A 23038-nucleotide genomic window follows, 5' to 3' on the forward strand; every position below is an offset into this window, starting at 1 on the left:
CCTGAGCACGTACGGGGCCGTCAGGCGCGGGCTCGGGTGATCGCCTCGGTGAAGCGGGCGTGCCTGGCCAGTTCGCCCTCCACCGGATCAAGTACGTAGTCGGCGCCCACCTGGGCGATGGCCGCCCGCAGCGTCTTCGCCACGCGCCGCGCCCGGCGGTGCCCACCCGCCCAGGCCGCCAGCCGGGACAGCAGCGCGATGACCACCCCGGCCAGCGCACCCCCACCCAGCAGCACCGTGGGCCACGGCACCACACCCACCGTCGGCAGGGGTGGCTGGGGCAGGCGCAGGTAGTCCATGCCGAACAGCGCCCCCAGCCAGAGCCCACCGGCCACCATGACGGCGAACACCAGCCACTGCAGCACTCCAACCGCCCGCCACCACCTCGGCCGCCGGGTCGCCCCGAGCGAGGTCGTCGCCACCGCCCGGTCCACGGCGTCGGCCAGGTCCCCGGCCCGCGACCGCGCCGCCTGCCGCACCGCCGCCGCCCACACCCCCGCCAGGTCGCTCGCCGCCGCCTCGCCGACGTCCCTGAGAGCGGTCTCGACCTGCGCCTTCTGTACGGCCGAAGCAGCCGGAACGGACGTGCGGCCGACGATCTCCCGGTCGGCCGACTTGGCCGCGCTGCTCGTACCGATACGCAGCCTGCGCAACGGATCGGGCCGGAACCGCCGGACCCACTTGGTGACGGGCCAGCCGGTGGCGACCACGGCCCGATGCCGGTGCCCCTTGCTGACGGCCGCCACGACCAGCGGCACCCCGGCGGCCTCGGACAACGCGTCGGTGAGCGGCGTCCCCAGGCCTGCCACCGCACTACCCGGCCTACCCAGCCCCGCCACCGCACCACCCGGCGTACCGGCGCCATGGGATGGGTCGGCCAGTCGGTCGGCGGCGGCGGACACGTCGGCGGACAGGCGGGCGGACCAGGAGCGGCGCTCGGCCACCCGCTTGGCCAGCAGCTCGCGCAGGTCGGCCAGGCCCGCGCCGGTGCGCGCGGAGACGCCGAGGATGGGCACCCCGGTCAGCCCGTCGTCGTCCAGGAGGCGGCGCAGGTCGCGCAGGCACCGGTCCACCGCGTGGGGCGGCAGGCGGTCGATCTGGTTGAGCACCACCACCATCACGTCCCGGTGGCCGGACAGCGGGCGCAGGTAGCGCTCGTGCACCGCCGCGTCGGCGTACTTCTGCGGGTCCAGCACCCACACCAGCAGATCCACGAGCTCCACCAGCCGGTCGACCTCCAGGCGGTGCGCCAGCCTGATGGAGTCATGGTCGGGGAGGTCTAGCAGGATAAGTCCGGAAAAATCAGCATCGGCAGGCGCAGTGGGCTCGACTGGGGTCTGTGGGGTGTGCCGTTGGGGGATCTCCAGCCAGTCGAGCAGCGGACCCGCGCCCGTCCCGTCCCACAGCGCCGCCTGCGCGGTCGAAGTGGTCGGCCGGGTGACGCCCACGGCCGCCAGCTCATCCCCGGCCAGTGCGTTGAACAGCGACGACTTACCGCTCCCCGTGGCCCCGGCCAGCGCTGCCACCGTGTGATCGACCGACAGGCTCCGGCGCGTCCCGGCCCGCTCCGCCACCGCCCGCGCGTTGGACACCAGGTCGGCCGGCAATCTCCCCTCGGCCAGCTCGGCCGCCTCCAGCAGCGCGGCCAGCCGGGAGTCCAGCGAGGGCCCCTCCTTACGGCGCAGCAGCTTCACGGCCCCTCACTTTCGATCGGCGCCGGGCCCGGCGGCAGCTCGGCGCGATGCGCCCGGACCGATTGAGCGGCCTCCCGCAGGGCGTCCGCCGCTCCGGCAGGTGGCTCGACCTCCGAGAGCAGCGCGGTGAACCGCCCCGCCTCCTCCTCCAGCAGCACCCGCACCCGCTCCCGCAGATCGTCCCGCGCCTGCACGGTCAGCGTCCGCACCGCCTGATCGCCGAACACCGCCTCCAGCAGCTTCTGCGACAGCACGCTCGTACCGCCCGCGATCCCCACCTCGATCCCCGTCAGCCCACCCGTGGAGGCGAAAACGGCCAGCATCAACAGCAGCCCGGCCCCGTTCACCCCGAAGGAGGCGATCCTGGCCGTGGTCCGCTTCTCGGCGCCCTCGTGGCGTACGAGGTCGAGAACGTACTCCTGCCATCCCCGCACTGCCGCCGACGCCCGCTTGCCCAGGTCGGGCGAGGTCCGGCCGAGCCGGGCCGCGTCCACCGCGCCGACGCGGGCGATGATCCCGGGCCCGCCGGGAGCGGCCGACCAGCCTTCCAGGCTGCGTTCGGCGGCCCCGTCGGCGGCGCCTCTGATCAGTGTCTCGACGCCGCTCTCCAGCGCGTCCCGCAGCGACGCGGCAGGCGCCCGCCCGGTGAAGAATCCGGCGATCCGGTCACGCAGCCAGCCGACTCGGCTCTCCAGCGACCGCATCAGGTCGCCGGTGCCGATGAAGTCCTGCCAGCGGGCCAGCACCTCGCCGCGCAGCAGCGACCCGTCGCGCATGCCCTCGTCGAAGTCGGCCAGCCCGCCCGCGTAGGCCCCCGACACGATGGACCGCAGCCCGTCGAACCCGGCCTGCTGCCGCGTCACGGCGTCGGCCAGCAGCGGCACCCGCGTGACCAGGCTGTCGAGCGCCCCGGACAGCGTCTGCCGGACGACACGGGACCGTTCGGCCGCGTCGGCGGCCAGCTCGGCCAGCCAGGCGGAGATCGGCGAGACCAGCTCGGCGGGCAGCCGCGCCTTCTCCGACGGCAGCGCCGCCTCGGGCACGGTGAACAGCCGGGTGCCGTCGAGGCCGTTCTCGACCAGCAGGCGTTCGAGGTCGCGGGTGACGGGCTCGACGGCCTCGGCGGGCACGCGGTCGAGCACGAGGGCCAGGGCCGTACTGCGTTCGCGCGCGGAGCGCAGGAAGCTCCACGGCACCTCGTCGGCGTAGCGGGCGGCGGTGGTGACGAACAGCCACAGGTCGGCGGCGGCCAGCAGTTGGGCGGCCAGTTCGCGGTTCGCGGTCACCACCGAGTCGATGTCGGGCGCGTCCAGCAGCGCCAGCCCGGCGCCGAGCGACGAGGAGGTGACCACCCGCAGGGCACCCGCAGCCGATCCGGTGGCGCGCGACAGCCCGGGGAGCACGTTCTGGCCCATGAACCAGTCGCGGTCGGCCGGGCTCACCACCAGCGTCGGCACCAGCGTGGTGGGCCGCAGCACGCCCGGCTCGGCGACGTCGGCCCCGACCAGCGAGTTGACCAGGGTCGACTTCCCCGCCCCGGTGGAGCCGCCGACCACGGCCAGCAGCGGCGCGTCGATGGCCCGCAGCCTGGGCAGCAGGTAGTCGTCGAGCTGCCCGGTCAGCTCCTTGAGCGCGCGACGGTCGTCGGCGGCCGGGCCGATCTCGAGCGGGAACAGCTCGCGATCGAGCCGGTGGCGCAACCCCTCCAACGCGCCCAGCAGATCCATAGGACCACGCTAGCCCGCCGGGGGCTCCCGCAGCACATATCCGACGCTGCGCAGCGTGTGGATGAGCCTGGGCTCGACGTCGTCGACCTTGCGCCGCAGGTAGGAGACGTATGACTCGACCACGCCGGCGTCGCCGCCGAAGTCGTAGTTCCACACGTGGTCGAGGATCTGCGCCTTGGACAGCACCCGCCCGGCGTTGGACATGAAGTAGTGCAGCAGCTTGAACTCGGTCGGCGACAGTCGTACCTGCCGCCCGTTGCGCCAGACCTCGCGGGCCTCCTCGTCCAGCTCCAGGTCGGCGACCTGGAGGCGGCTCGCGGGGGTGTTCTCCCCTCGGGTACGGCGGAGCACCGCGCGGATCCTGGCCTGGACCTCCTCCAGGCTGAACGGCTTGGTCACGTAGTCGTCGCCCACGCCCAGCCCGACGATCTTGTCCTCGGTGTTGTCGCGGGCGGTCAGGAAGAGCACCGGTACGCCGATCCGCCTGGCCACCTCGAACCCATCGAGATCGGGCAGCATGACGTCGAGCACCACCAGGTCAGGAGTGGTCCGCTCGGCCACCTCCACGGCCTCGTAGCCGTCGGCGGCGGTCAGCACCTCGAAGCCGGAGAAGCGCAGACTCGCGGACAGCAGGTCTCGGATGCTGGGCTCGTCGTCCACCACCATGATCAGCGCCTCGGGTCTAGTCACCTACTCAGAGTGACTCAGGAGGCTGAGGAATAGCTGAACGCTCACTCCAAGGCGAGTGGGAGTTCGACCCGGAAGGTGGAGCCCGAGCCCGGCGCGCTGTCCAGCAGCACCGTGCCGCCGTGCGCCTGTACCAGCGCCTGCACAATGGCCAGGCCGAGCCCGCTGCCCCGGTCCTCGCCCGAGCGGTGCCGCGATCTGGCCGAGTCGGCCCGGTAGAACCGCTCGAACACCCGCTCGACCTGCTCGGGCGTGAGGCCGGGCCCCTTGTCTCCCACTTCCAGGAACGCCTTGTCGGCCCCTGCCCCCACTCGCACCGTCACCGGAGTGCCCGGTTCGGTGTGGGTCAGGGCGTTGGTCATGAGGTTGGTGACCACCTGGCGCAGGCGTACCTCGTCACCGGAGACGATGAGGGCCGCACCGCCGACGACGTCCAGGCTGATCACCCGGTCGGGCGCCAGGATGCGCGCGTCGTGCACGGCGTCGGCGGCCAGCGCCAGCATGTCGACCGGCCGCATGCGCAGCGGGCGCTGCTGGTCGACGCGGGCGAGCAGCAGCAGGTCGTCGACGAGCAGGCTCATTCTGCCCGCGGCCTTCTCCACGCGCTGCATCAGCTCGGCGGGGTCGGCCTTCTGGTTCTGCCTGGCGTACTCGGCGAAGCCGCGGATCGAGGTGAGCGGGGTGCGCAGCTCGTGCGAGGCGTCGCCGATGAACTGGCGCATCCGGTCCTCGGAGCGGCGGGCCGCCGCCTCGGACGCGGACCGGGCGGTGAACGCGGCCTCGATCTGCGCGAGCATCCCGTTGAGGGACAGGGCCAGGCGGCCCACCTCCGTACGCGGGTCGCCGGCCGGCACCCGGCGGCCGAGCTCACCCCCGGCGATGGCCTCGGCCGTGCTCTCGATCTCGGCCAGCGGACGCATGCTCCGCCGGACCATCGCGACGCCCACGACGGCGAGGATGAGCAGGATGCCGCCGCCGCCCAGCAGTTCGATGAGGCCGAGCCGCCGGGTGATGTCCCTGACCTCCCCCAGGTCCGCGGCGATCACGTAGTCGCCCACCACCGTCGAGGTCTGCAGCACCCGCCACTCGCCGTCGCCCCTGACCGCCCGCGTCGTGTAGAGGTTCGCGCCCGGCGCGGTCGACAGCAGGGGCCGCGGCCGCGCGTCGACGTCGCGGTCGCCGAACACCGGCGCCAGCGCCCCGCCCGGCGGCTTCACCAGCACGATCGTGTCGGACTCGATCAGCGCCATCTTGTCGTTGGTCTCTTTGCCCCGGTTGCGCTTCTCCTGGTCGTGCTTGAGCTTGTTCTCCACGCGTACGGCCAGGAGCTGGATCTGGCTGTCGACCCGGTTCATCAGGTAGCCGTGCAGCACGGAGACGCTCACCACGCCGATGAAGGTCAGCCCGACGCCGAGCAGCGCCAGCATCGCGGCGATGAGCTTGATCCTGAGCGGCAGGCCGCGCATCACGGACTCGGCGGCAGCCGCAGGACGTATCCGACACCGCGCAGCGTGTGAATGAGCCGCGGGTTGCGGTTGTCGATCTTACGGCGGAGCACCGACACGTAGGACTCGACGATCCCGACCTCGCCCCTGAAGTCGTAGTCCCAGACGTGGTCGAGGATCTGCGGCTTCGACAGCACCCGGCCCGCGTTCGTCATGAAGTAGCGCAGCAGCTTGAACTCGGTCGGCGACAGCGACACGGCGTTGCCGCCGCGCCACACCTCGTGGCTCTCCTCGTCCAGCTCGATGTCGGCGAACGTCAGCCTGGGCGGCGGCGCCGGCGACTCCCCACTGGTACGGCGGAGCACCGCGTGGATCCTGGCGACCACCTCTTCGAGGCTGAACGGCTTGGTGACGTAGTCGTCGCCGCCGATCGTCAGTCCGCGGATCTTGTCCTCGGTCTCGTCGCGCGCGGTCAGGAAGACCACGGGCACGTGCACACCCCCGCCGCGCAGCCGCCGGACGATCTCGAAACCGTCGAGGTCGGGCAGCATGACGTCAAGGACGACCAGGTCAGGACGGTGCCGCTGGACGGCGGTGACGGCGTCCAGGCCGCTCTTGGCGGTGGACACGTCGAAACCCGCGAACCTCAGGCTCGCGGCGAGGAGTTCGAGGATGTTGGGGTCGTCCTCGACGATCAACAGTCGCGCTTCCATCATCTCCAAGGATGCCCTCACCGAACGAGTGCTGGGACAATTCCGGAGATGTGCCGAGCAATCGCCAGGCTGGAGGTGGCCGCGGGGGACGGCGCGTTGCGTACCAGCACGACCCTGCCTTCCACGTCCACGGCGAAGTCGTCGACCAGCCGGCCGTCCTTCGCCACGGCCTGGGCGCGTACCCCGCCCTCGGTTCGCCGCAGGTCGGAGGCGGTGAGCTCGGGCACGTAGCGGCGCGCGGCCCGGACGAAGGCCCCCTTGACCAGTGAGCCGTGCACCTCCTTGAGCCCGGTGCGCCAGTGCTGCCGGGCCATGCGCATGGTGCCCGGCCAGCGCAGAATCTGCCAGGAATTACGGAGGTTGTAACCCCGGTAGCCCTCGTACGCGAGCGCGAGCACCGCGTTCGGCCCGACCAGGACCTCGCCGTCGATGTGCCTGGTCAGGTGGACGCCGAGGAACGGGTAACGGGGGTCGGGCACCGGGTAGATCAGACCGCGCACGAGATCCCTGGCCGCGCCGTCGAGCGCGTAGTACTCGCCTCTGAACGGCACGATCCTGATGTCGCCCGGCCGGCCCGCCATCCGGGCCACCGCGTCGGTGCCCAGCCCGGCGCAGATCACCAGCCGGTCGAAGGCGAAGCGCCGACCGGCGGCCAGCACCTCGACGCTCCCGGCGGTCTCCCTGATCGCCCTGACCGGGTGTTCCAGCCGTACCGAACCGCCCAGCTCGGCCACGTCGAGCGCCAGCCGGCGCGCGACGGCGGGGAAGTCGGCGATCGCGGTGTGCGGCGAGTGGACCGCGCCGACGCCGACGGCGTGCGGCTCGATCTCGCGCAGGCCGAGCGCGTCCAGCTCGGTGATGCCGGGCACGCCGTTCGCCCTGGCCCGCTCCGCCAGCGCCGCGAGCCGTGGCCGCTCCGCGCTGGTGGAGGCCACGACCAGCTTCCCGACCTCCTCGTACGGCAGGTGGTGCTGGGCGCAGTACTCCTTGAGCAGCGCCACGCCCTCACGGCAGAGCCTGGCCTTGAGCGAGCCCGGCGGGTAATAGATGCCCGCGTGGACGACGCCGCTGTTGTGTCCGGTCTGGTGCGCGCCGACGCGGTCCTCCTTTTCGAGGACCGTCACCTCGGCACCCCGCGTGGTGGCGAGCTCGCGGGCGACCGCCAGGCCGACGATGCCGGCCCCGATGACACCGATCTTCTCTGTCACAGCGCCAGTTTGCCGATTCTGGCGGGATCCAGGTGGCCTTCAGCGGTCAACCACCGCAATGTATCCGAAACGGTGTCTTCCACCGGGCGCAGGGTGAGGCCGAGGTCCTTGAGCGCGGGGCCGTCGTCGGTGGAGACCAGGGTGAGCATGAAGTCGGCCGCGTCACGGGTGAGGGGGTAGTCGATGGGCGCCAGCCGCTTGAGCCCGTCGAGCGTCGCGGCCATCCCGCGCAGCAGGCCACCGGGCATCCGGTAGGTCAGGCCCGCCCGTCCCGTCACCTCCGCGCATATGGCGGCCAACTGCCTCCAGGTCAGGAAATGTCCCCCAAGCAGGTAGCGGCGGTCCCGGCGGCCGGGAGTGAAACAGCGGGCCAGCGCGACGGCCAGATCCCGGACGTCCAGCACGCCCACCCCACCTGGCACGATCGGCCAGCCCCACCGCAGGCCCGCGCGGAGCCCCTCGTTGAGCGCGTCGAGCGTCGGCTGGCCCGGCCCGATGATGCCGCCCGGATAGACGATGGTCACGCCGCCGAGCTCCCTGGCGTACCGCTCGCCTTCGACCTTGGACCGGCCGTAGGCGTTCCTGGGGCTGGCCAGCGGGCTGTCGGCGGTGATGAACGGCTCGGTGGGCGGCACGAACACCGCGATCGTGGAGACGTGCACGATCGGATCCAGCCCCAGCTCGGCGGCCTGCCCGAGCACGTTGCGCAGCCCGACGACGTTGGACCCGCGCAGGTCCGCCCCGTGGCCGGTGACCCCCATGTCGGCGGCGGCGTGCAGCACCGCGTCACACCCCTCCAGAGCGGCCCGTACGGCCGGCGCGTCACGGATGTCCCCCTGCCGGATCACCCAGTCCCCGGCACCCAGGACCCGACGTACTTTCTCCGGATTTCTCGCCAGAAGGCATGGCTCATGACCGGCCGCGACCAGGGCCGTGACCGCGTGCGAGCCGACGAACCCCGAGGCACCGCTGACCAGGACGCGCATGCCAAGGAAGCTAGCGCTTACTTGGGCGATCCATCAACCTTCCGGTCAACGGGCGGCGGCGTCCCTGGCCTGCTCGTCGGCCATGTACTGGGCGTACCAGGCCGGCCAGTCGGGGTCGGCGTGCCCGAGCTCCTGCTCGTACTGGCCATGCGCGGCCTCCGCACGGCGCAGGGCATCAGCCACCTCGGCCACCGAGCTATACGTCACCTGCATCTTGGCGCCTCCTTTCGTGAGGCCGGCCATCCGGGCTCAGCGGCCCGGAAGGCGGGTGGTGACCTCCTGGAGTATCCAGCCGTTGCCGTCAGGGTCACTGAAGGAGGTGTAGGAGCCGTAGCTCTGGCGGTCCGGTTCCGGACCCGCCACCCGTCCCTCGGTCCCGGCCCGGTGGAACACCCCGCCCGCGTCGTGGAACACCTCAGCCACGTCGACCCCCCGCTCGGCGAGCTCGGCCCGCGCCGCCTCGATGTCGTCGACGATCAGATGCAGGCCCTGCGTCGAACCCGGCGCGGCCGAGGTGACCCCGGTGCCGAAGATGATCGAGCACGGCGAGCCGGGCGGGGTCAGCTGCACCACCCGGAAGTCCGCACCGACGGCGACGTCGGCGTCCTCCCGCCACCCGAGCGCCTTGTAGAAGTCCTTGGTCCGGTCGACATCGGCGACCGGCACCACCACGACCTCAAGCTTCATGTCCACAGCGGCAGATCCTCCCCGTTGGCTGCTGTCATGGCATGGGGGGTCGTTCTCTCCACATTCGCGCAGGTCACCGGCTAAGTCCAGGAACGGCAGCGTCAACTATCGGTAAGCGGTCGTCGCTCCCCCGATACGGAACGGCTCAGCCCAGGTAGAAGTCCCTTCGCGCGGCCACGAACGCCTCGATCGTCTCGGCGGGTACGCCCGTAAGGCGTTCGACATCGTCGGACGCGCGGTCATAGCGGTTCTCGCGGTGCAGCCGGGCCATGGTGGCGATGTGCTGCGCGGTGTGCGGCGGCAGGCCCGCCTTCGCGAGCACCTCGGCCCACCACCGCTCCAGGGGCACATCCACATAGGCCACCGGACGCCCCAACGCCCGTGAGAACTCCTCCGCCATCTCCGTCATGTCGACCGTGCGCGGCCCGGTCAGCTCATAGACGTGCCCGACGTGCGGAGCCGGATCGCGGAGCACGGTGGCTACCACCCGGGCGACGTCGGCCACGGCGATCGGCGACGTACGCCCGGTGCCGAACGGCAGCTCGATCGTGCCGCGCTCCCGGATCGAACGCGCCGCCAGCGTGGTGAACAGCGGATTGTCCAGGAACACCGTCGGCCGGATGTGCACCACCGGCAGGCCGGACCAGTTCAGCACCTGCTCCGCCAGCCAGTGCAGCCGCTGCTGGTGCGACTGGGCGGTGCTGATGGCGGTCATCTGCGACACCGTCATCTGTGACATGTCGACCAGGCCGGTCAGGTCCCCGTACTCCCGCGCCACGGTGGCCACCACGGTCGCCGCCAGCAGATGGTCCGGCGACACGGGCATCCCGAAGTACATCCGTCCGGCACTCTCCAGCGCGGCCGCGACGGTCTCGGGCCGGGTCAGATCGCCGACGACCACCTCCGCGCCGAGCGCACGCAGTTCAGCCGCCCGTTCGTCGTCACGACGGACCATCGCCCGCACCGGTACGTCCTGCGCGCGCAGCCGCTCAAGGACCGTGCGGCCCACCCCACCGACCCCGGCGACGAGAACAAGATCACTGGCGACCATCAGCCGTTCCCCTTTCCTACCGCTGCGGCGTTACCCCAGGTAAAGCCACCACTACACTGACAAATCGAACGTGAGTACGATGGCGTCATGTATCTCCCGCCAGAGTGGCCGCCCGAGGTCCGCCCGCCCAGCGTCCCCGATTGGGAGACCTCGGCAGTGGCCTGGCTGCTCGACGCGGTGCCGCCCGACTACCGCGCCTACGAGGTGCTCCGCCGCCACCCGATCGCGCTGGCCAGGATGGCGAGCCACCACGTCGGCGCGGCGATCGAGGCGGCCCGCGCCGGCTACCGGGGCGCCGCGGTCGACCTCAAGGGCCACCTGCCGCCCCACGCGATCGAGGCGGTCCTGGACGCCTACCGCGAGGAGGGGCCCCGGCTCGTGCGCCTGTCCCGCTCGATCGCGGTGGTCGAACGCGCTCTCCGCGGCGACCTCTTCACCGCCACGATGCGCCGTCCATGACGCGCGCCCACCGGGCAACCACCGACCGCGCCTACAGGATGCGACCGCCGGCCGTGCCTACCGAGTGCGGCGGGCGATCGCCGCGATGATGCCGCTGGCGCCCGCGGCGGCGGCCAGCCAGATCAGGACGTCACGCGCGCTGAGCCCCTTGGCCGCCACCGGCCGGGCGGACGGCGACGCGGTCGTCTTCGGCCGGTGGGACGGCGAGCTGGACGGGGTGGCGGCCGGTAACGCGGCCGCGGGCAGCGCCACCTGGTAGACCGGGCTGCGCACGCCCTCCGAGCCGGTCAGCAGGCTCTTGCCATCGCGCGTGTAGGCGATGGACTCGGCCTGTTTCAGCTCCGGCATCGACACCCTGGTGATCGACTCACCCGAGGGCCGGAAGACCGTGGCCGAGAAGTACGTACGGATCACGTACGAACTGCCATCAGGCGCGTACGCCGCGTCCGTCGCCATGATCGGAGCCGTCCCCACCTTGCGGAGCACGTTGACCCGGTCGCTCCTGAGCTTCTTGGGCGCCTGGTACACCGACCCGGAGAACTCCTTCGACACCACGAAGAGCCGCCCGGTCACCGGGTTGACCATGATGCCCTCGGCGTTCCTGGCGCCGTCCGCGTAGCGGAACCGGTAGCGGACCGCCGGAAGGGTGGCGTCCCGCAGCGTCTCCGGCTCCATGACCTTGTAGATGGAGACGTTCGGCCAAGCCCCGTCCAGGTTGTCGCCGATGTCGGCGAACCACAGCACCCCGCGCCCCGTGGCGGGGTCCTTGCTCGCGGCCATCGCCTCCCAGTCACGGGCCTGCGCCCCCTGGAGCCGGTACGTCGCCCGGGTCCGCCCATCGGAACCCACCGCGTAGAACGTCGGCGCCGCCGAGCTGTCATTGTGCGTGTAGAAGACGCCTTCCTTCGTCGGCGACACGGCCAGCCCGCTCGACTCGGTGATCCGCGCGTCCTTGAACGTGAACAGTTTCTTCTCGCCGTCATCGGCGAAGGCCGCATTTGCCGGAACGAACACGATGAAGGCCGCGATAACCCCGGCGGCCGTACGAATCACAACATCCCCCACCCCGCCATCATGCCCCAACGGACGCCGCGCCCACGGTAGCGCTGTGCCGATGAAATCCGGTGCCCTGCAGCACGACCAGCACCCCGTTGGTCACCGCCATGAGCCACCACAACCCGACGAGCCCCCAGGCGGCGGCCACAGGTGCGGCCACGGCCACCATCACCCCGTAACCGACGGCGAAATAGATCAGGCTGGCCCCCGACCGCTTGAGCGCGGTGAGCCCGATGCCCTGAACCGCCTGCGCCCCGTCGGCCGTCGAGGCCAGCAGCATCAATGGCAGCAGCGCCGCGACCCGCTCTCGTACGCTCGCGTCATCGCTGAACAGCACCAGCGCCGAGTCGCCGAGCCCGAGCAGCACGGCCGCGGCGACGGCCGTCCCCGCCAGGGCGAGCAGGGCCGCGGCCCGGTTGGCCCGGCGTGCCTCCGTCACGTCCCGGGCCCTGGCCACCTCGGGCACCGACGCCTGCGCCACGGAGATCGAGGCCAGCATGATGAACCCGGTGAGCGTGCTCAGCACCGCATGGGCGGCCACGTCACGGGTGCCGGTCGCGCTCGCGGCGAAGGTGACGACCCCGAGACCCCCGAACTTGATCAGAACCGTCCCAGCCAGCGGGATGCTCACCCGGCCGAGCCGGACGATCTCCCTGGTCCGCGGCCGACCCTGGCCGACGCGCGTTCCGAGGGCGCGGCGCAGGCAGAGGTTCGAGACGACCACACCCGCGACACCCGACAGCAGCCAGGCGACGCCCACGCCGGTGAGGCCCAGCGGCGGCACCAGAGCGACCGTGCCGCCGACCATCGCGGCGCTGGCCGCCAGGCTGGACCAGAGGACCTGGCGGCTGCGGCCGAGCGCCACGAGCACGGTGTTGGCCCCACCACCCGAGGCGAACACCAGCAGATAGAGCGCCAGGAGCCAGGGCAGCGGCCCCAGCTCGGCCACGACCTCGGCGGGCGCCCCGGTGGCGCGGGCGAGCAGGGGCACGCACAGCACCGCGAGCGCGCCGGCCGTACCCACGAGCAGGGTGAGCCAGCGTGCGTCACGCAGGATCGGCACGGCCGCCGCGGGCGAGTCCTTGTACGGCGCGACGAACGGCGCGAGCCCGCGGAGCGCGCCCACGACAGCGGCGGAGGCGGGGTTCAGGACTGCCGACATGACCGCGAAGGCGGCCAGCGTGACGGTGGCGTGCCTGCCGAGCACGGAAGTGACCACCAGAGTGCCGACCGTAGTGGTGACCATGGAGAGGAACAGGGGCACCGCCGCGCGAAGCAGGCCCAAGTTCACCCGACCGACCCTACTAGGCTGGAGCGTGCTCCAGGCATTCGTGCGACCCCTACTAGCCTGGAGTGCACTCCAGGTATTTAGGGTGGAGTTCATGGATTATGTGAACCTCGGACGCAGTGGCCTCCGGGTCAGTCCACTCTGCCTGGGCACCATGAACTTCGGCCCGCTGACCACGGAGGAAGACTCCTTCGCGATCATGGACAGGGCCCATGAGCTGGGCATCAACTTCTTCGACACGGCCAACGTGTACGGCTGGAAGCAGGGCGAGGGGATCACCGAGCAGATCGTCGGCCGTTGGTTCGCCAAGGGCGAAGGTCGCCGGGAGAAGACGGTCATCGCGACCAAGCTCTACGGCGCGATGGGCGACTGGCCCAACGAGAACCTGCTGTCCGCGCTGAACATCCGCCGGGCCTGCGACGCCTCGCTCAAGCGCATGCAGACCGACTACATCGACATCTACCAGGCCCACCACGTCGACCGGAACACGCCGTTCGACGAGTTCTGGGAGGCCATGGACGTCCTGAAGCAGCAGGGCAAGATCCTCTACGTGGGATCGTCCAACTTCGCGGGCTGGCACATCGCCAAGGCCCAGGAGTCCGCGGCCCGGCGCAACTCGATCGGGCTCGTCAGCGAGCAGAGCCACTACAACCTGCTCACCCGCGCGGTCGAGCTGGAGGTACTGCCCGCCAGCCAGGAATACGGCCTCGGCGTGATCCCGTGGAGCCCGCTGGCCGGCGGCCTGCTGGGCGGCGTGCTGCGCAAGATCGACAAGGGCCGGTCGGCCGCCGACCGCATGGTCACGGAGCTCGAGAAGCACCGCGACAAGATCGAGCAGTACGAGAAGTTCTGCGACGAACTCGGCGAGGACCCCGCGTACGTGGCGCTGGCCTGGCTCCTGAAGCAGCCCGCGGTCACCGCCCCGATCATCGGCCCGCGCACGCAGGAGCAGCTCAACGGCAGCCTGCGCACGCTGGAGATCGAGCTGGACGAGCAGGCGCTGGCCCGCCTCGACGAGATCTTCCCCGGACACCGTCCGGCGCCGGAGGACTACGCCTGGTAACTCAGGCCAGCAGCGCGCCGATCACGACGATCAGCAGCAGGAGGCCGAGCACGACGGGCAGCAGCCAAGGGCGAGGACGGTCCACATTCTGGAGCCTAATCGCGCCCGATGGGTGCCAGATCCCATTGTGCGAGTGACTCGTACCTCATCTGTGCCCCTTGATGGCTACGTACGAGATGGACGGCTTTCGCCCGCCATGTCGAGCCGCTGAATTCCGACAGCGACTCGACGAGCGGGCGGAGGTCCATCTCCGTCTTCGCCCGCGCGAGCGTCAGATGCGGGTGGAAGTGCTTGTCGTCGGTCTGTACGGCCCCCGCCCGGCGGGCGCCCGCTCTGACCGACTCCGACAGCCGGATCATCGAGTCACCGGAGAGCCCGGCCCAGAACACCCTGGCCCGGCGGGCGGACGAGAACGCCCCGAACCCGGTGAAGGCCAGGTCCAGGCTGGCATGCCGAGCCACGGCGCGGGCCAGCCGTACCTGCAGCTCCGGCAGGACGTGCTCGGGCACCTCGCCGAAGAAGCCCAGCGTGATGTGCCAGGTGGCGCGGTCCGGCCAGCGCAGGCCCGGCACCTGCCCGACATGCGGCGCGATGGCGCGTTCGATCTCGTCGAGCACCTCATCGGGCGGCATCAGTGCGGCGAATAACCTCATGCCACCCGATTCTCCAATGTGCTCAGGCGACCGCCAGCACCGGCTCGCCCACAACACGGGCGCTGATCAGCCTCGTCAGCATCACCGCGACGCCCGTGCCGACCAGCACCAGCAGTCCGGAGAGCATGACGCCCGTCCTGGGTCCGCCCAGCTCCGACAGCCAGCCGACCAGCGGGGCGCCGACGGGCGCGCCACCGGTGAAGACGAGCATGTAGATGCCCATGACGCGGCCGCGCATGTCCGGTGCGGTGGCGAGCTGGACGCTCGCGTTCGCGGCCGTGTTGATCGTGATCAGCGCGATGCCGGTGGGGATCAGCAGCAGCAGGTACACCGGGTAGACCGGGGCCAGCCCGGTGGCGATCTGGAACAGTCCGAACCCGATGGCTCCGGCGATCAGCATGCGGCGTGACGGCCGGGCCCGGCGGGCGGCGAGCAGCGCCCCGCCCAGCGCGCCGACGGCGAACATGCTGGAGGCCAGGCCGAACGACGAGGCGCCGGCCTTGAAGACCTCGCGGGCCATGAGCGCGATCGACATCGAGAACGACTGGGAGAACATCGACACGAACCCGATCAGCAGCACCGGCATCAGCAGCTCTTCGCGATGCAGCACATAGCTCAGCCCTTCGCGGAGCTGGCCCTTGGCTCTCGGCACCGGTACGGAGAGGTTCAGCTCGGACTTCCGCATGAAGATCAGGCTGGAGATCACCGCGGCGAACGTGACCGCGTTGATCAGGAAGAGCGGTCCCGTGCCCCCGAACAGGAAGATCAGCACACCGGCGATCGCCGGTCCCACGACGCGGGCCAGGTTGAAGATGGAGCTGTTGAGCGCGATCGCGTTGGACAGATCCCGGCGGCCCACCATCTCGACCACGAACGCCTGCCTGGTCGGCACCTCGACGCAGGAGATCACACCCAGCGTGAACGCCATCACGTAGACGTGCCACACCTGGGCGCTGCCCGTCACCGTCAGTACGCCGATGACCAGGGCGAGCACGGCCATGAGCGACTGCGCCACGATGAGGATCGGCCGTTTGGGGTAGCGGTCGGCCAGCACGCCACCGAAGAGCCCGAACAGCAGCATCGGCAGGAACTGCAGCGCGGTCGCCGTGCCTAGGGCCGCCGCGCTGCCATGGGTCAGATCGAGCACCAGCCAGTCTTGGGCGGTGCGTTGCAGCCAGCCGCCGACGTTGGACACCGCGCCACCGGCTGCGAACATGCGGTAGTTACGTACCCTGAGAGACCGGAACATCCCGGTCTTGGGTTCTTCAGGCTCTAGATCCTGCTGAGTTTCTCCAGAATCGGCGCCGCCTGCCTGAGGATCGCCCGCTCCTCCGCGGTCAGATCCCTCAAGCGCTGGCTCAGCCACGCTTCCTTGAGACGTCGTTCCTCCTTCAGCAGTTTCTGCGCGGCCTCGGTCACGGTCACGGTCACCTGTCGCCGGTCGGTCGGGTGCGGTGTGCGCGACACCAGACCGCGTTCCTCTAGCGCGGCGATCACGCGAGTCATCGAGGGGGGTTGCACCTTCTCGAGCTCGGCCAATTCGCCGGGGGTTATCGCGGAATGCCGTTCCACCGCGGCGAGGGTCGCGAACTGCGTGGGAGTCAGCGAGTGCGCCGCCGCTTGTCGTCGTAGCCGCCTGGTCAGCCGCGCCAGCGACACGCGCAGGGCTGTGGCCAGGCCTGCGTCGCTGCGCAGGTTTATCTGGGACTGGTTCTTGGTTAGCATGAGTCATTACCTTTGCTAACTATAGGGCATTCCACGTTATTTCCCTACCTCACTTCTCGTCTCACTCCTTGATACCCGGAGGCCGCCTCCCATGCGCAGACGGCCTCACCAGGCATCAGACCCCGAAAAGTACCCTGATCGGGCCGAGCGCGAAGTAGATCACGAACAGGCCCATGACTACCCACAGCAGAGGGTGGATCTCCCGTACCTTGCCACGGACGATCTTGATCAGCACGTAGCTGATGAAGCCGGCGCCGATGCCGTTCGAGATCGAGTACGTGAACGGCATGACCACGATGGTGAGGAACGCCGGGATGGCGATCTCGTAGTCCGTGAAATCGATCTCACGGATCGAGGTCATCATCAGGAAGCCCACCACGATCAGCGCGGGCGCGGCCGCCTCGTACGGCACGACCGTGACCAGCGGCGCGAAGAAGATCGCCACCAGGAAGAGCAGGCCGGTGACCACGCTGGCCAGGCCCGTCCGCGCGCCCTCGCCGACCCCCGCGGCCGACTCGATGTAGGTGGTGTTCGACGAGACCGAGCCCGCGCCACCGGCCGCCGCGCCGAGCGAGTCGACGAGCAGGATCTCCCGGGTGCGCGGCAGCATCCCGCTGGCGTCGACCAGACCGGCCTGGCGGCCGACCCCGACGATCGTGCCCATCGTGTCGAAGAAGTCGGTGATGAGCAGCGTGAAGACGAACAGCACCGCCAGGATCACCGAGACCCGGCTGAACGCGCCGAACGGGTCGAACTCCTTGAACAGCACCAGCGGGTTGTGGAAGCCGATGATCTGGTCCGGCAGTGTGGGCACGTTCAGCATCCAGCCGCCGGGGTTCTTGTCGGAGACCTGGCCGGCCTTCGCGATCGACTCCACGATGATCGCCAGCACCGTGGTGCCTATGATGCCGATCAGGATCGCGCCCTTGACCTTGCGGGCCACCAGTGCCGCCGTCACGAGCAACCCGACGACGAAGACGAAGATCGGCCAGGAGGTCAGGGTGTTGTGGATGCCCATCTCCAGCGGCGGCCCCGCGGGCACCCGGCGCACGAAGCCGGCGTCCACGAAGCCGATCAGCGCGATGAACAACCCGATGCCGACGCTGATGGCGGTCTTGATCTGGGCCGGGATGGCGTTGAACACCGCCACCCGGAAACCGGTCAACACCAGGATGCCGATGATGACGCCCTCCAGGAAGACCAGCCCCATGGCCTCTTCCCAGCTCATCACCGAGGCGATGTTGAAGGTCACGAAGGCGTTGAGCCCCAACCCGGCCGCCATGGCGAAGGGCACCCGGCCGATCACCCCCATGAGGATGGTCAGCACGCCCGCCACGAACGCCGTGCCCGCCGCCACGAGGGGCAGGTTGGGCGACGAGCCGTCGCCGATGAACTGCTCCTGGACATCCTTGCCGTTGGCGATGATGATCGGGTTCAGCACGACGATGTAGGCCATCGTGAAGAACGTGGCCAGCCCGCCGCGGATCTCACGGGAGATCGTCGAGCCTCGTGCGGAGATTGCGAAGAACCTGTCGATACCGCTACTTGTGTCACTCACGGGCGAACAGTGACAGTTTGCGTCATCTGCGAAAAGTGGCGGTGATCGGATCGAGACCCGATTGGAAGCTAGGCTGGATCCCGTGAAGCAGGAATGGCGTCCCGACCCGGAGCCGATCGAGACCAACGACGTCGCGGCGGTCGCCGTGGGCACGGTCGCGTGGGCGCTCGCGCTGGTCGCGCTACTGATCTTCCGCCCGGCCGCCGAGCAGTCGTGGTGGATCTGGACCTGCGTCGCCGGGGTCGGGCTCGGGCTGCTCGGCCTCTGGTACGTGCACAGGCGAGCGTCCCGGAGCTGACATTCGTCACCTCCGGCCGATCCCCGAAGTCATTGGAAAGTGCTGTTTTACCCCACTACCTGGGAAAAAGCCGGCTGATCATGCTTGAGGCATGAAGAAGACGTCATTTCCCTCGCTCTTGTGCGCGGTGACCCTCGCGAGCGCCACCCTCGCGGGCTGCTCCGCCGCCAAGCCCACCAGCGGGTCGGCGGAGCAGCCGACGACGAGCACCGCCACGAAGCCTGCCCAGACGGCGAAGGGCTCCGGCAGCGTCGCCTGGAGCCCGTGCACCGACCTGACCGGCCCCGACGGCAAACCCGCCGAGCCCGACCCGGCCGTCGAGTGCGGCAAGCTCGCGGTGCCGCTCGACTACGCCAAGCAGGACGGCGAGCAGATCGACCTGGCGCTGATCCGCGTCAAGGCCTCCGGCGACCGGCTCGGCTCGCTGGTGTTCAACTTCGGCGGCCCCGGCGGCTCGGGAGTCGATCTGTTGCCCATGACCGCCAAGATCTTCGCCGGCCTGGGCGCGAGCTATGACCTGGTCAGCTTCGACCCGCGCGGCGTCGAGCGCAGCGCGCCCGTCAAGTGCGGCAGCGTCGAGAAGTGGGTCTCCCTGGACCCCGCGAGCGACGAGATGGACCAGGCCGCCAAGGAGTTCGGGGCCTCCTGCGCCAAGGACTCCGGCAAGCTCCTGCCCCACGTCGGCACCGTGAACGCCGCGCGGGACCTCGACCGCATCCGCGCCGCGCTGGGCGACGAACGGCTCAACTACTTCGGCATGTCGTACGGCACCCACCTCGGCGCCGTGTACGCCACCCAGTACCCCAAGAATGTCGGCCGGTTCGTCCTCGACGGCGCCCTCGACCCGACCGTCAGCTTCGCCGAGCGCGCGAAGACGCAGACGGCCGGCTTCAAGCAGGCGTTCGAGGCGTTCGCCGCCGACTGCGTGAAGCAGGGCTGCGACCTGGGCGCCGACCCCGCGGCCGTACGGAAGAGCGTCGAGACGCTGCTGTCCGGCCTGCGCGACAAGCCCCTCAAGGTGGCCGACCGGGAGCTCACGAAGGGCCTGGCGACCACCGGCGTCCTGGCCGCCCTCTACGCCAAGCTCAGCTGGCCGATGCTGGAGCAGGCGGCCACCGCCGCGACCAAGGGAGACGGCACGCAGCTGCTCGCCCTGGCCGACTCCTATAACGGCCGCAAGGCCGACGGGACGTACTCGACGCTGATGACCAGCGTCCTGGCGATCGACTGCGTGGACAGCGCCGAACGGCCGAGCCCCGCCGAGATCGACCAGGTCGAACGCGAGACCGCCAAGATCTTCCCGCTCATGCGCTCCGGGGGTCTCGGCGCGATCTGCGCGCACTGGCCGGCGCCCGGCAGCGACGAGTCCAAGAAGATCGACGCCACCGGCTCCGCCCCCATCCTCGTGATCGGCGGCAAGGGCGACCCCGCCACACCGTACGCGTGGGCGCCCAAGCTCGCCGCCCAGCTCAAGACCGGGGTCCTGGTCACGTACGAGGGCGAGGGGCACGGCGCCTACCTGAGCGGCAGCAGCTGCGTCAGCCGCCTGGTCGACGCCTACTTCCTCACCGGCAAGTCCCCCGGCGCGAACGCCACCTGCCCGGCGGCGTGAACCTACGACAGGTCGGCTTCGGCCAGCAGGAGCGGCACGGCCGTGGGGTCGTGCAGCAGTGCGGCCACCGCGAGCCGGTCGTTCCACTGGCCCGTCGCCCAGGCCAGGCCGCGTGCCAGGCCGTCGAGACCGGTGCAGTGCACGGAGCCCTCGAAGAAGCGCCACGTGCAGGCGACGCCGTCGACCAGCAGCTTCTCGTGCTCGACGTAGGTCTCGGGAGCCGTCGGGAGCAGAGAGCGCACCTCTGGCGGCACGGGGCGGGTCTCGCCCTCGGACGTGACCTCGCCCTGGGCCAGCTCGCCGGCCAGCGGCAGGTCGAGCAGCTCGGACAGCGACTCGGCCAGGTCGTAGGGGGCCAGCACCAGAGGCCGGTCGGTGACGAGCTGGAGCAGGTCGGGGGCCTCCACCACGACAGCGTCGTCGGCCGCGGCCACCACGATGTCGCCACCGAGCACGGCCCGCACCCGCGAAGGTGGGGCCACCCGCGCCGGCTCGACGGCCGCCAGCGCGATCCACAGGGCCCGCAACTGGGCCCGGTCGACCTCGATGGACTCGTCGGCCATCAGGTCGAGCAGCTCTTCGGGACCGCCGTGGCCGGCCAGCAGCTCGGCCAGCGTGGTGCGTACGCCGAGCATCCCCAGCGCCACCGGGTCGAGCCCGCCGGGCGCGTCACCATAGAGGCCCTGGAGCAGCGGATCGGCACCGGGCAGCCGCAGCTCCCGTGGCCGTCGCCCGTCCAGCACGGGGTGGTTGGCCAGCCACCACGCCGTGTAGGACGGCACCTCGACGCCCTCTACCCGCAGCGGATGCAGCGCGGCCCGCAGCGGCGGTCTGGTCAGCAACGCCAGCGCGGCGGGCCAGTCGGCGACCAGCTCCAGGTCACGCACCGCGGCGAAGTCCGGCACCACGGGCGGCAGGTCCAGATCAGGCAGCAGGTCGAGCACGTGGTCGAGCCAGTCGTCCTCGCCGTCGAGGTCGTGGTCGCAGTCGTCGTGATCGAGCAGCACGTCGGAGTCGTGCGCCACGGCGAACCCATCGAGCACGCCCACGGCTTCGAGCACCCGGGAGCCGTAGGTCTCCACCAGCTCCGGCGCGACCACCCCGAGGTGCGTGTCAGGCTCCAGCAGGCCGGCCAGCGCGCCGTCGGCCAGCATCAGCTCGCCCGCCGCGTAAAGATCGCCATCGCTGCCGCGCAGCGCCAGCTCGGCCAGCCACGGCGCCTCGCCCGGCACCAGCGAGGCGGCCTCCACCAGGGAGAGCACGGCCTTCGCCACGGGCTCGGAGTCGGCGCTGTCGAGGGACTGGGCGACGGCGGCCTTGGTGATCGGGTCTTCGAGGATCGTCCGTGGCGTGGCCTCGGCGGCGCCGAGCCGCAGCAGCGCCGCGTGCGCCGCGTCCGGGTGCACGATCCGCAGCCCCAGAGGCGTCAGGTCGAGCCCGTCCCGAGCCGAGGCCAGGCGGGTGCCGCCCAGGTCGAGGATGAGGGTGCCGCGCGGGCCACGGACCAGCCGACCGTCGGCCAGCGGCACCGGCAGCGCGCCCAGCGACTCGGGGTCATCGGCCGGCAGCACCTCATACAGCGAGCGCCACCACGACGGCTCCCGCGCCTCGACCGCCTCACCGGACAGCAGGTCGACGACCTCGGCCAGCTCGACCCGGCGCACACCGAGCGAGGCCATCGCCGGGTGCCGGGCAGGCCACCCGGCGGGCAGCAGGCCGGGGACGAAGTCGGCGATCGCCGCCAGCAGGTCACCCGACCCGGCGACCACGGCCGCCTCCTGGCCGGCGACGAGCCAGCCGTCCTCGTGCGGCTCCCTGGCCGGGTGCTCGACCTGCCACTCGGCGTCGGGCTCATAGACCTCGGCCTCGGCGAACGACGGCGTCTGCACGGCCGGAGCGGGCGCGGACAGGGCCGGGAGCAGCGGAGTGGCTGGCAGGCGCTGCAGAATGGCCCGCCGGATGCGGGCGTCGAGCTCGCCCTTGCCCATCAGGGCGGGGACGAGGTCGAGGAGCTTGGGGGTACGCGGCAGCTCGCCGAGCAGCCTGACATAGGCGTCGGCGGCCCGCTCGACCAGGAAATCGGTCAGCGGCCCCTTGGCCACGTGCCGCCGGTCGGTGGCCATCGGGAACGACGCGATGAGCAGGGCCGGCAGGTCGAGCGGCTCGTCGCTCGGCGTCGGCGCGTGCACCACCGGCGGCACCCCGGCGGGCAGCGGGGCGGGCTCCGTGTCGGCGACGCGCACGGCCCAGCGCAGCGACCAGTAAGGGCGGGCACGCTCTTCGGTGGGCCGGTCGGCGAACAGGGCCGCCACCTCGTCGGGAGCGAACTCACCCGACTCCGACACCAGGTGCCACCCGTCGGCCGTCACCCGGCGCTCCGAGCCGTCGAGGTCGATCTCGATGCTCGTCAGCGCGGGCATGCCGAGCAGCAGCGCGGGGCTGGTCTCGGCCAGCATGCGCCGGACCGCCGCGACCGAGGCGGCGTCACGCAGCGGCAGGCGTACGAGCGTGTCGAAGCCCTGCGGCACGTCAAGCGGCTCGGCCTCGAACGGCAGGCGCAGCAGCGGGACATGGCCGCCGCGCGAGCCGAGCTCGGCGGCGAGCTCCGGCACCGAGGCCACCACGGCGGCCGTCTCAGCGCGCGACCAGCGGGCGGCGCCCGTCTCGCGCGAGCCGATCGACGGCTCATCACAGACAGACACGACCGCGGCGAACCCGACGCCGAACCGGCCGGCGGCACCCGCTTCGTCCCGCTTGCCGGAGACACGCAGCGTCGACAGACCCTCGACGCCGGTCGCGTCGAGCGGGGCGCCCGTGTTGGCGGCGGTCAGGACGTCGTCGCGCAACGTCAGCCGGAGCACCCCTGGCACGCCCGCGCGCAGCGCCGCGTCGGCGGCGTTCTGGGCGAGCTCCACGATGAGCCGGTCGCGGTAGCCGCCGAGGGCGAAGTCTTCCTCGGCGTTGGCGTCCTCGCGGAATCGGGCGGTCGAGGCCGTCCACGCGGCGAGCACTGCGGCCCGCGTCCGGTCGGTGCCAAAGGTGTCGGTCATCTGTCACGATCCTGGTCGCTGGTGGGGCGGGCTCCGGCACATGTCCGGGGTCCGCCGAGGGGGGCCACCGTAGGCTAG

21 protein-coding genes are annotated in these 23038 nt (G+C 71.0%); 4 read left to right on the plus strand and 17 right to left on the minus strand.

What is annotated here, in order from left to right:
- Positions 1-20: 20 nt before the first annotated feature.
- From AB0C30_RS50510 to AB0C30_RS50555, 10 genes are all read right to left on the minus strand, one after another.
- Positions 21-1694 (minus strand): GTPase, encoded by a 1674-nt coding sequence (locus AB0C30_RS50510; protein ID WP_357957917.1) that lies wholly within the window; start codon positions 1692-1694, stop codon positions 21-23.
- Positions 1691-3421, minus strand: a complete 1731-nt coding sequence (locus AB0C30_RS50515) for an ABC transporter (RefSeq protein ID WP_357957919.1) — start codon at positions 3419-3421, stop codon at positions 1691-1693. Before AB0C30_RS50515 ends, AB0C30_RS50510 begins: the two co-directional genes overlap by 4 nt.
- A gap of 9 nt (positions 3422-3430) precedes the next feature.
- Positions 3431-4087: a response regulator transcription factor gene (locus tag AB0C30_RS50520; RefSeq protein ID WP_357957984.1), complete on the minus strand. Its 657-nt coding sequence runs from the start codon at positions 4085-4087 to the stop codon at positions 3431-3433.
- Positions 4088-4152: 65 nt separating this feature from the next.
- Positions 4153-5574 carry a HAMP domain-containing sensor histidine kinase gene (locus AB0C30_RS50525; RefSeq protein ID WP_357957921.1) on the minus strand — a complete coding sequence of 474 codons (1422 nt, stop codon included), beginning with the start codon at positions 5572-5574 and terminating at the stop codon, positions 4153-4155.
- The gene (locus AB0C30_RS50530; protein ID WP_357957986.1) at positions 5574-6269 is read right to left on the minus strand and encodes a response regulator transcription factor; all 696 of its coding nucleotides are present in this window, start codon (positions 6267-6269) and stop codon (positions 5574-5576) included. Before AB0C30_RS50530 ends, AB0C30_RS50525 begins: the two co-directional genes overlap by 1 nt.
- A gap of 14 nt (positions 6270-6283) precedes the next feature.
- Positions 6284-7474: an L-2-hydroxyglutarate oxidase gene (gene lhgO / locus AB0C30_RS50535; RefSeq protein ID WP_357957923.1), complete on the minus strand. Its 1191-nt coding sequence runs from the start codon at positions 7472-7474 to the stop codon at positions 6284-6286.
- A complete protein-coding gene (locus tag AB0C30_RS50540) occupies positions 7471-8460 on the minus strand; it encodes an NAD-dependent epimerase/dehydratase family protein (RefSeq protein ID WP_357957925.1) in 990 nt (329 codons plus the stop codon). Before AB0C30_RS50540 ends, lhgO begins: the two co-directional genes overlap by 4 nt.
- A 45-nt stretch (positions 8461-8505) precedes the next feature.
- Positions 8506-8673, minus strand: coding sequence for a hypothetical protein (locus AB0C30_RS50545; RefSeq protein ID WP_357957927.1), 168 nt, complete (start codon positions 8671-8673; stop codon positions 8506-8508).
- A 36-nt stretch (positions 8674-8709) separates the two neighbouring features.
- Positions 8710-9147 (minus strand): VOC family protein, encoded by a 438-nt coding sequence (locus AB0C30_RS50550; protein WP_357957988.1) that lies wholly within the window; start codon positions 9145-9147, stop codon positions 8710-8712.
- Between the two features lie 145 nt (positions 9148-9292).
- Entirely contained in the window at positions 9293-10198 is a 906-nt protein-coding gene (locus AB0C30_RS50555) for an NAD(P)H-binding protein (RefSeq protein ID WP_357957928.1), read from the minus strand.
- Positions 10199-10285: 87 nt separating this feature from the next.
- Here AB0C30_RS50555 and AB0C30_RS50560 point away from each other — a divergent pair, with 87 nt between their 5' ends.
- On the plus strand, positions 10286-10657 hold the full coding sequence (locus AB0C30_RS50560) for a hypothetical protein (protein ID WP_357957930.1): 372 nt from the start codon (positions 10286-10288) through the stop codon (positions 10655-10657).
- Positions 10658-10714: 57 nt separating this feature from the next.
- On the opposite strand, the gene AB0C30_RS50565 is transcribed toward AB0C30_RS50560, so the two are convergent.
- Together AB0C30_RS50565 and AB0C30_RS50570 are read right to left on the minus strand one after the other, a co-directional pair.
- Positions 10715-11722: a hypothetical protein gene (locus tag AB0C30_RS50565; protein WP_357957932.1), complete on the minus strand. Its 1008-nt coding sequence runs from the start codon at positions 11720-11722 to the stop codon at positions 10715-10717.
- Positions 11723-11729: 7 nt separating this feature from the next.
- Complete coding sequence (locus AB0C30_RS50570) at positions 11730-13004, minus strand: MATE family efflux transporter (protein WP_357957934.1); 1275 nt, start codon at positions 13002-13004, stop codon at positions 11730-11732.
- A 91-nt stretch (positions 13005-13095) separates the two neighbouring features.
- Here AB0C30_RS50570 and AB0C30_RS50575 point away from each other — a divergent pair, with 91 nt between their 5' ends.
- The gene (locus AB0C30_RS50575) at positions 13096-14064 is read left to right on the plus strand and encodes an aldo/keto reductase (RefSeq protein WP_357957936.1); all 969 of its coding nucleotides are present in this window, start codon (positions 13096-13098) and stop codon (positions 14062-14064) included.
- Positions 14065-14159: 95 nt separating this feature from the next.
- Here AB0C30_RS50575 and thpR read toward each other — a convergent pair whose 3' ends face one another.
- The 4 genes from thpR to AB0C30_RS50595 all read right to left on the minus strand — a co-directional run bounded on the left by thpR (position 14160) and on the right by AB0C30_RS50595 (position 18000).
- Positions 14160-14717: an RNA 2',3'-cyclic phosphodiesterase gene (gene thpR / locus AB0C30_RS50580; RefSeq protein ID WP_357957937.1), complete on the minus strand. Its 558-nt coding sequence runs from the start codon at positions 14715-14717 to the stop codon at positions 14160-14162.
- A gap of 22 nt (positions 14718-14739) precedes the next feature.
- Positions 14740-15966 (minus strand): MFS transporter, encoded by a 1227-nt coding sequence (locus AB0C30_RS50585; protein WP_357957939.1) that lies wholly within the window; start codon positions 15964-15966, stop codon positions 14740-14742.
- A 23-nt stretch (positions 15967-15989) separates the two neighbouring features.
- Entirely contained in the window at positions 15990-16442 is a 453-nt protein-coding gene (locus AB0C30_RS50590) for a MarR family transcriptional regulator (RefSeq protein WP_357957941.1), read from the minus strand.
- A 115-nt stretch (positions 16443-16557) separates the two neighbouring features.
- Positions 16558-18000: an NCS2 family permease gene (locus AB0C30_RS50595; RefSeq protein ID WP_357957943.1), complete on the minus strand. Its 1443-nt coding sequence runs from the start codon at positions 17998-18000 to the stop codon at positions 16558-16560.
- Between the two features lie 82 nt (positions 18001-18082).
- On the opposite strand from AB0C30_RS50595, the gene AB0C30_RS50600 reads away from it, so the two are divergent.
- On the plus strand, positions 18083-18298 hold the full coding sequence (locus AB0C30_RS50600; RefSeq protein WP_225300771.1) for a DUF2530 domain-containing protein: 216 nt from the start codon (positions 18083-18085) through the stop codon (positions 18296-18298).
- Positions 18299-18389: 91 nt separating this feature from the next.
- Positions 18390-19910: an alpha/beta hydrolase gene (locus AB0C30_RS50605; RefSeq protein WP_357957945.1), complete on the plus strand. Its 1521-nt coding sequence runs from the start codon at positions 18390-18392 to the stop codon at positions 19908-19910.
- Positions 19911-19912: 2 nt separating this feature from the next.
- On the opposite strand, the gene AB0C30_RS50610 is transcribed toward AB0C30_RS50605, so the two are convergent.
- On the minus strand, positions 19913-22960 hold the full coding sequence (locus AB0C30_RS50610) for a hypothetical protein (RefSeq protein WP_357957947.1): 3048 nt from the start codon (positions 22958-22960) through the stop codon (positions 19913-19915).
- Positions 22961-23038 lie beyond the last annotated feature (78 nt).

It is taken from the genome of Nonomuraea sp. NPDC048901 (assembly GCF_040649695.1).
GTDB lineage: Bacteria > Actinomycetota > Actinomycetes > Streptosporangiales > Streptosporangiaceae > Nonomuraea.

What these genes read in the sequence shown, in the direction of transcription:
- AB0C30_RS50515 (WP_357957919.1), bottom strand. Translation starts at nt 3,421, where the DNA reads ATGGATCTGCTGGGCGCGTTGGAGGGGTTGCGCCACCGGCTCGATCGC.
- AB0C30_RS50520 (WP_357957984.1), bottom strand. Translation starts at nt 4,087, where the DNA reads ATGGTGGTGGACGACGAGCCCAGCATCCGAGACCTGCTGTCCGCGAGT.
- AB0C30_RS50525 (WP_357957921.1), bottom strand. Translation starts at nt 5,574, where the DNA reads ATGCGCGGCCTGCCGCTCAGGATCAAGCTCATCGCCGCGATGCTGGCG.
- AB0C30_RS50530 (WP_357957986.1), bottom strand. Translation starts at nt 6,269, where the DNA reads ATGATGGAAGCGCGACTGTTGATCGTCGAGGACGACCCCAACATCCTC.
- AB0C30_RS50540 (WP_357957925.1), bottom strand. Translation starts at nt 8,460, where the DNA reads ATGCGCGTCCTGGTCAGCGGTGCCTCGGGGTTCGTCGGCTCGCACGCG.
- AB0C30_RS50545 (WP_357957927.1), bottom strand. Translation starts at nt 8,673, where the DNA reads ATGCAGGTGACGTATAGCTCGGTGGCCGAGGTGGCTGATGCCCTGCGC.
- AB0C30_RS50550 (WP_357957988.1), bottom strand. Translation starts at nt 9,147, where the DNA reads ATGAAGCTTGAGGTCGTGGTGGTGCCGGTCGCCGATGTCGACCGGACC.
- AB0C30_RS50555 (WP_357957928.1), bottom strand. Translation starts at nt 10,198, where the DNA reads ATGGTCGCCAGTGATCTTGTTCTCGTCGCCGGGGTCGGTGGGGTGGGC.
- AB0C30_RS50560 (WP_357957930.1), top strand. Translation starts at nt 10,286, where the DNA reads ATGTATCTCCCGCCAGAGTGGCCGCCCGAGGTCCGCCCGCCCAGCGTC.
- AB0C30_RS50575 (WP_357957936.1), top strand. Translation starts at nt 13,096, where the DNA reads ATGGATTATGTGAACCTCGGACGCAGTGGCCTCCGGGTCAGTCCACTC.
- thpR (WP_357957937.1), bottom strand. Translation starts at nt 14,717, where the DNA reads ATGAGGTTATTCGCCGCACTGATGCCGCCCGATGAGGTGCTCGACGAG.
- AB0C30_RS50585 (WP_357957939.1), bottom strand. Translation starts at nt 15,966, where the DNA reads ATGTTCCGGTCTCTCAGGGTACGTAACTACCGCATGTTCGCAGCCGGT.
- AB0C30_RS50590 (WP_357957941.1), bottom strand. Translation starts at nt 16,442, where the DNA reads ATGCTAACCAAGAACCAGTCCCAGATAAACCTGCGCAGCGACGCAGGC.
- AB0C30_RS50605 (WP_357957945.1), top strand. Translation starts at nt 18,390, where the DNA reads ATGAAGAAGACGTCATTTCCCTCGCTCTTGTGCGCGGTGACCCTCGCG.
- AB0C30_RS50610 (WP_357957947.1), bottom strand. Translation starts at nt 22,960, where the DNA reads ATGACCGACACCTTTGGCACCGACCGGACGCGGGCCGCAGTGCTCGCC.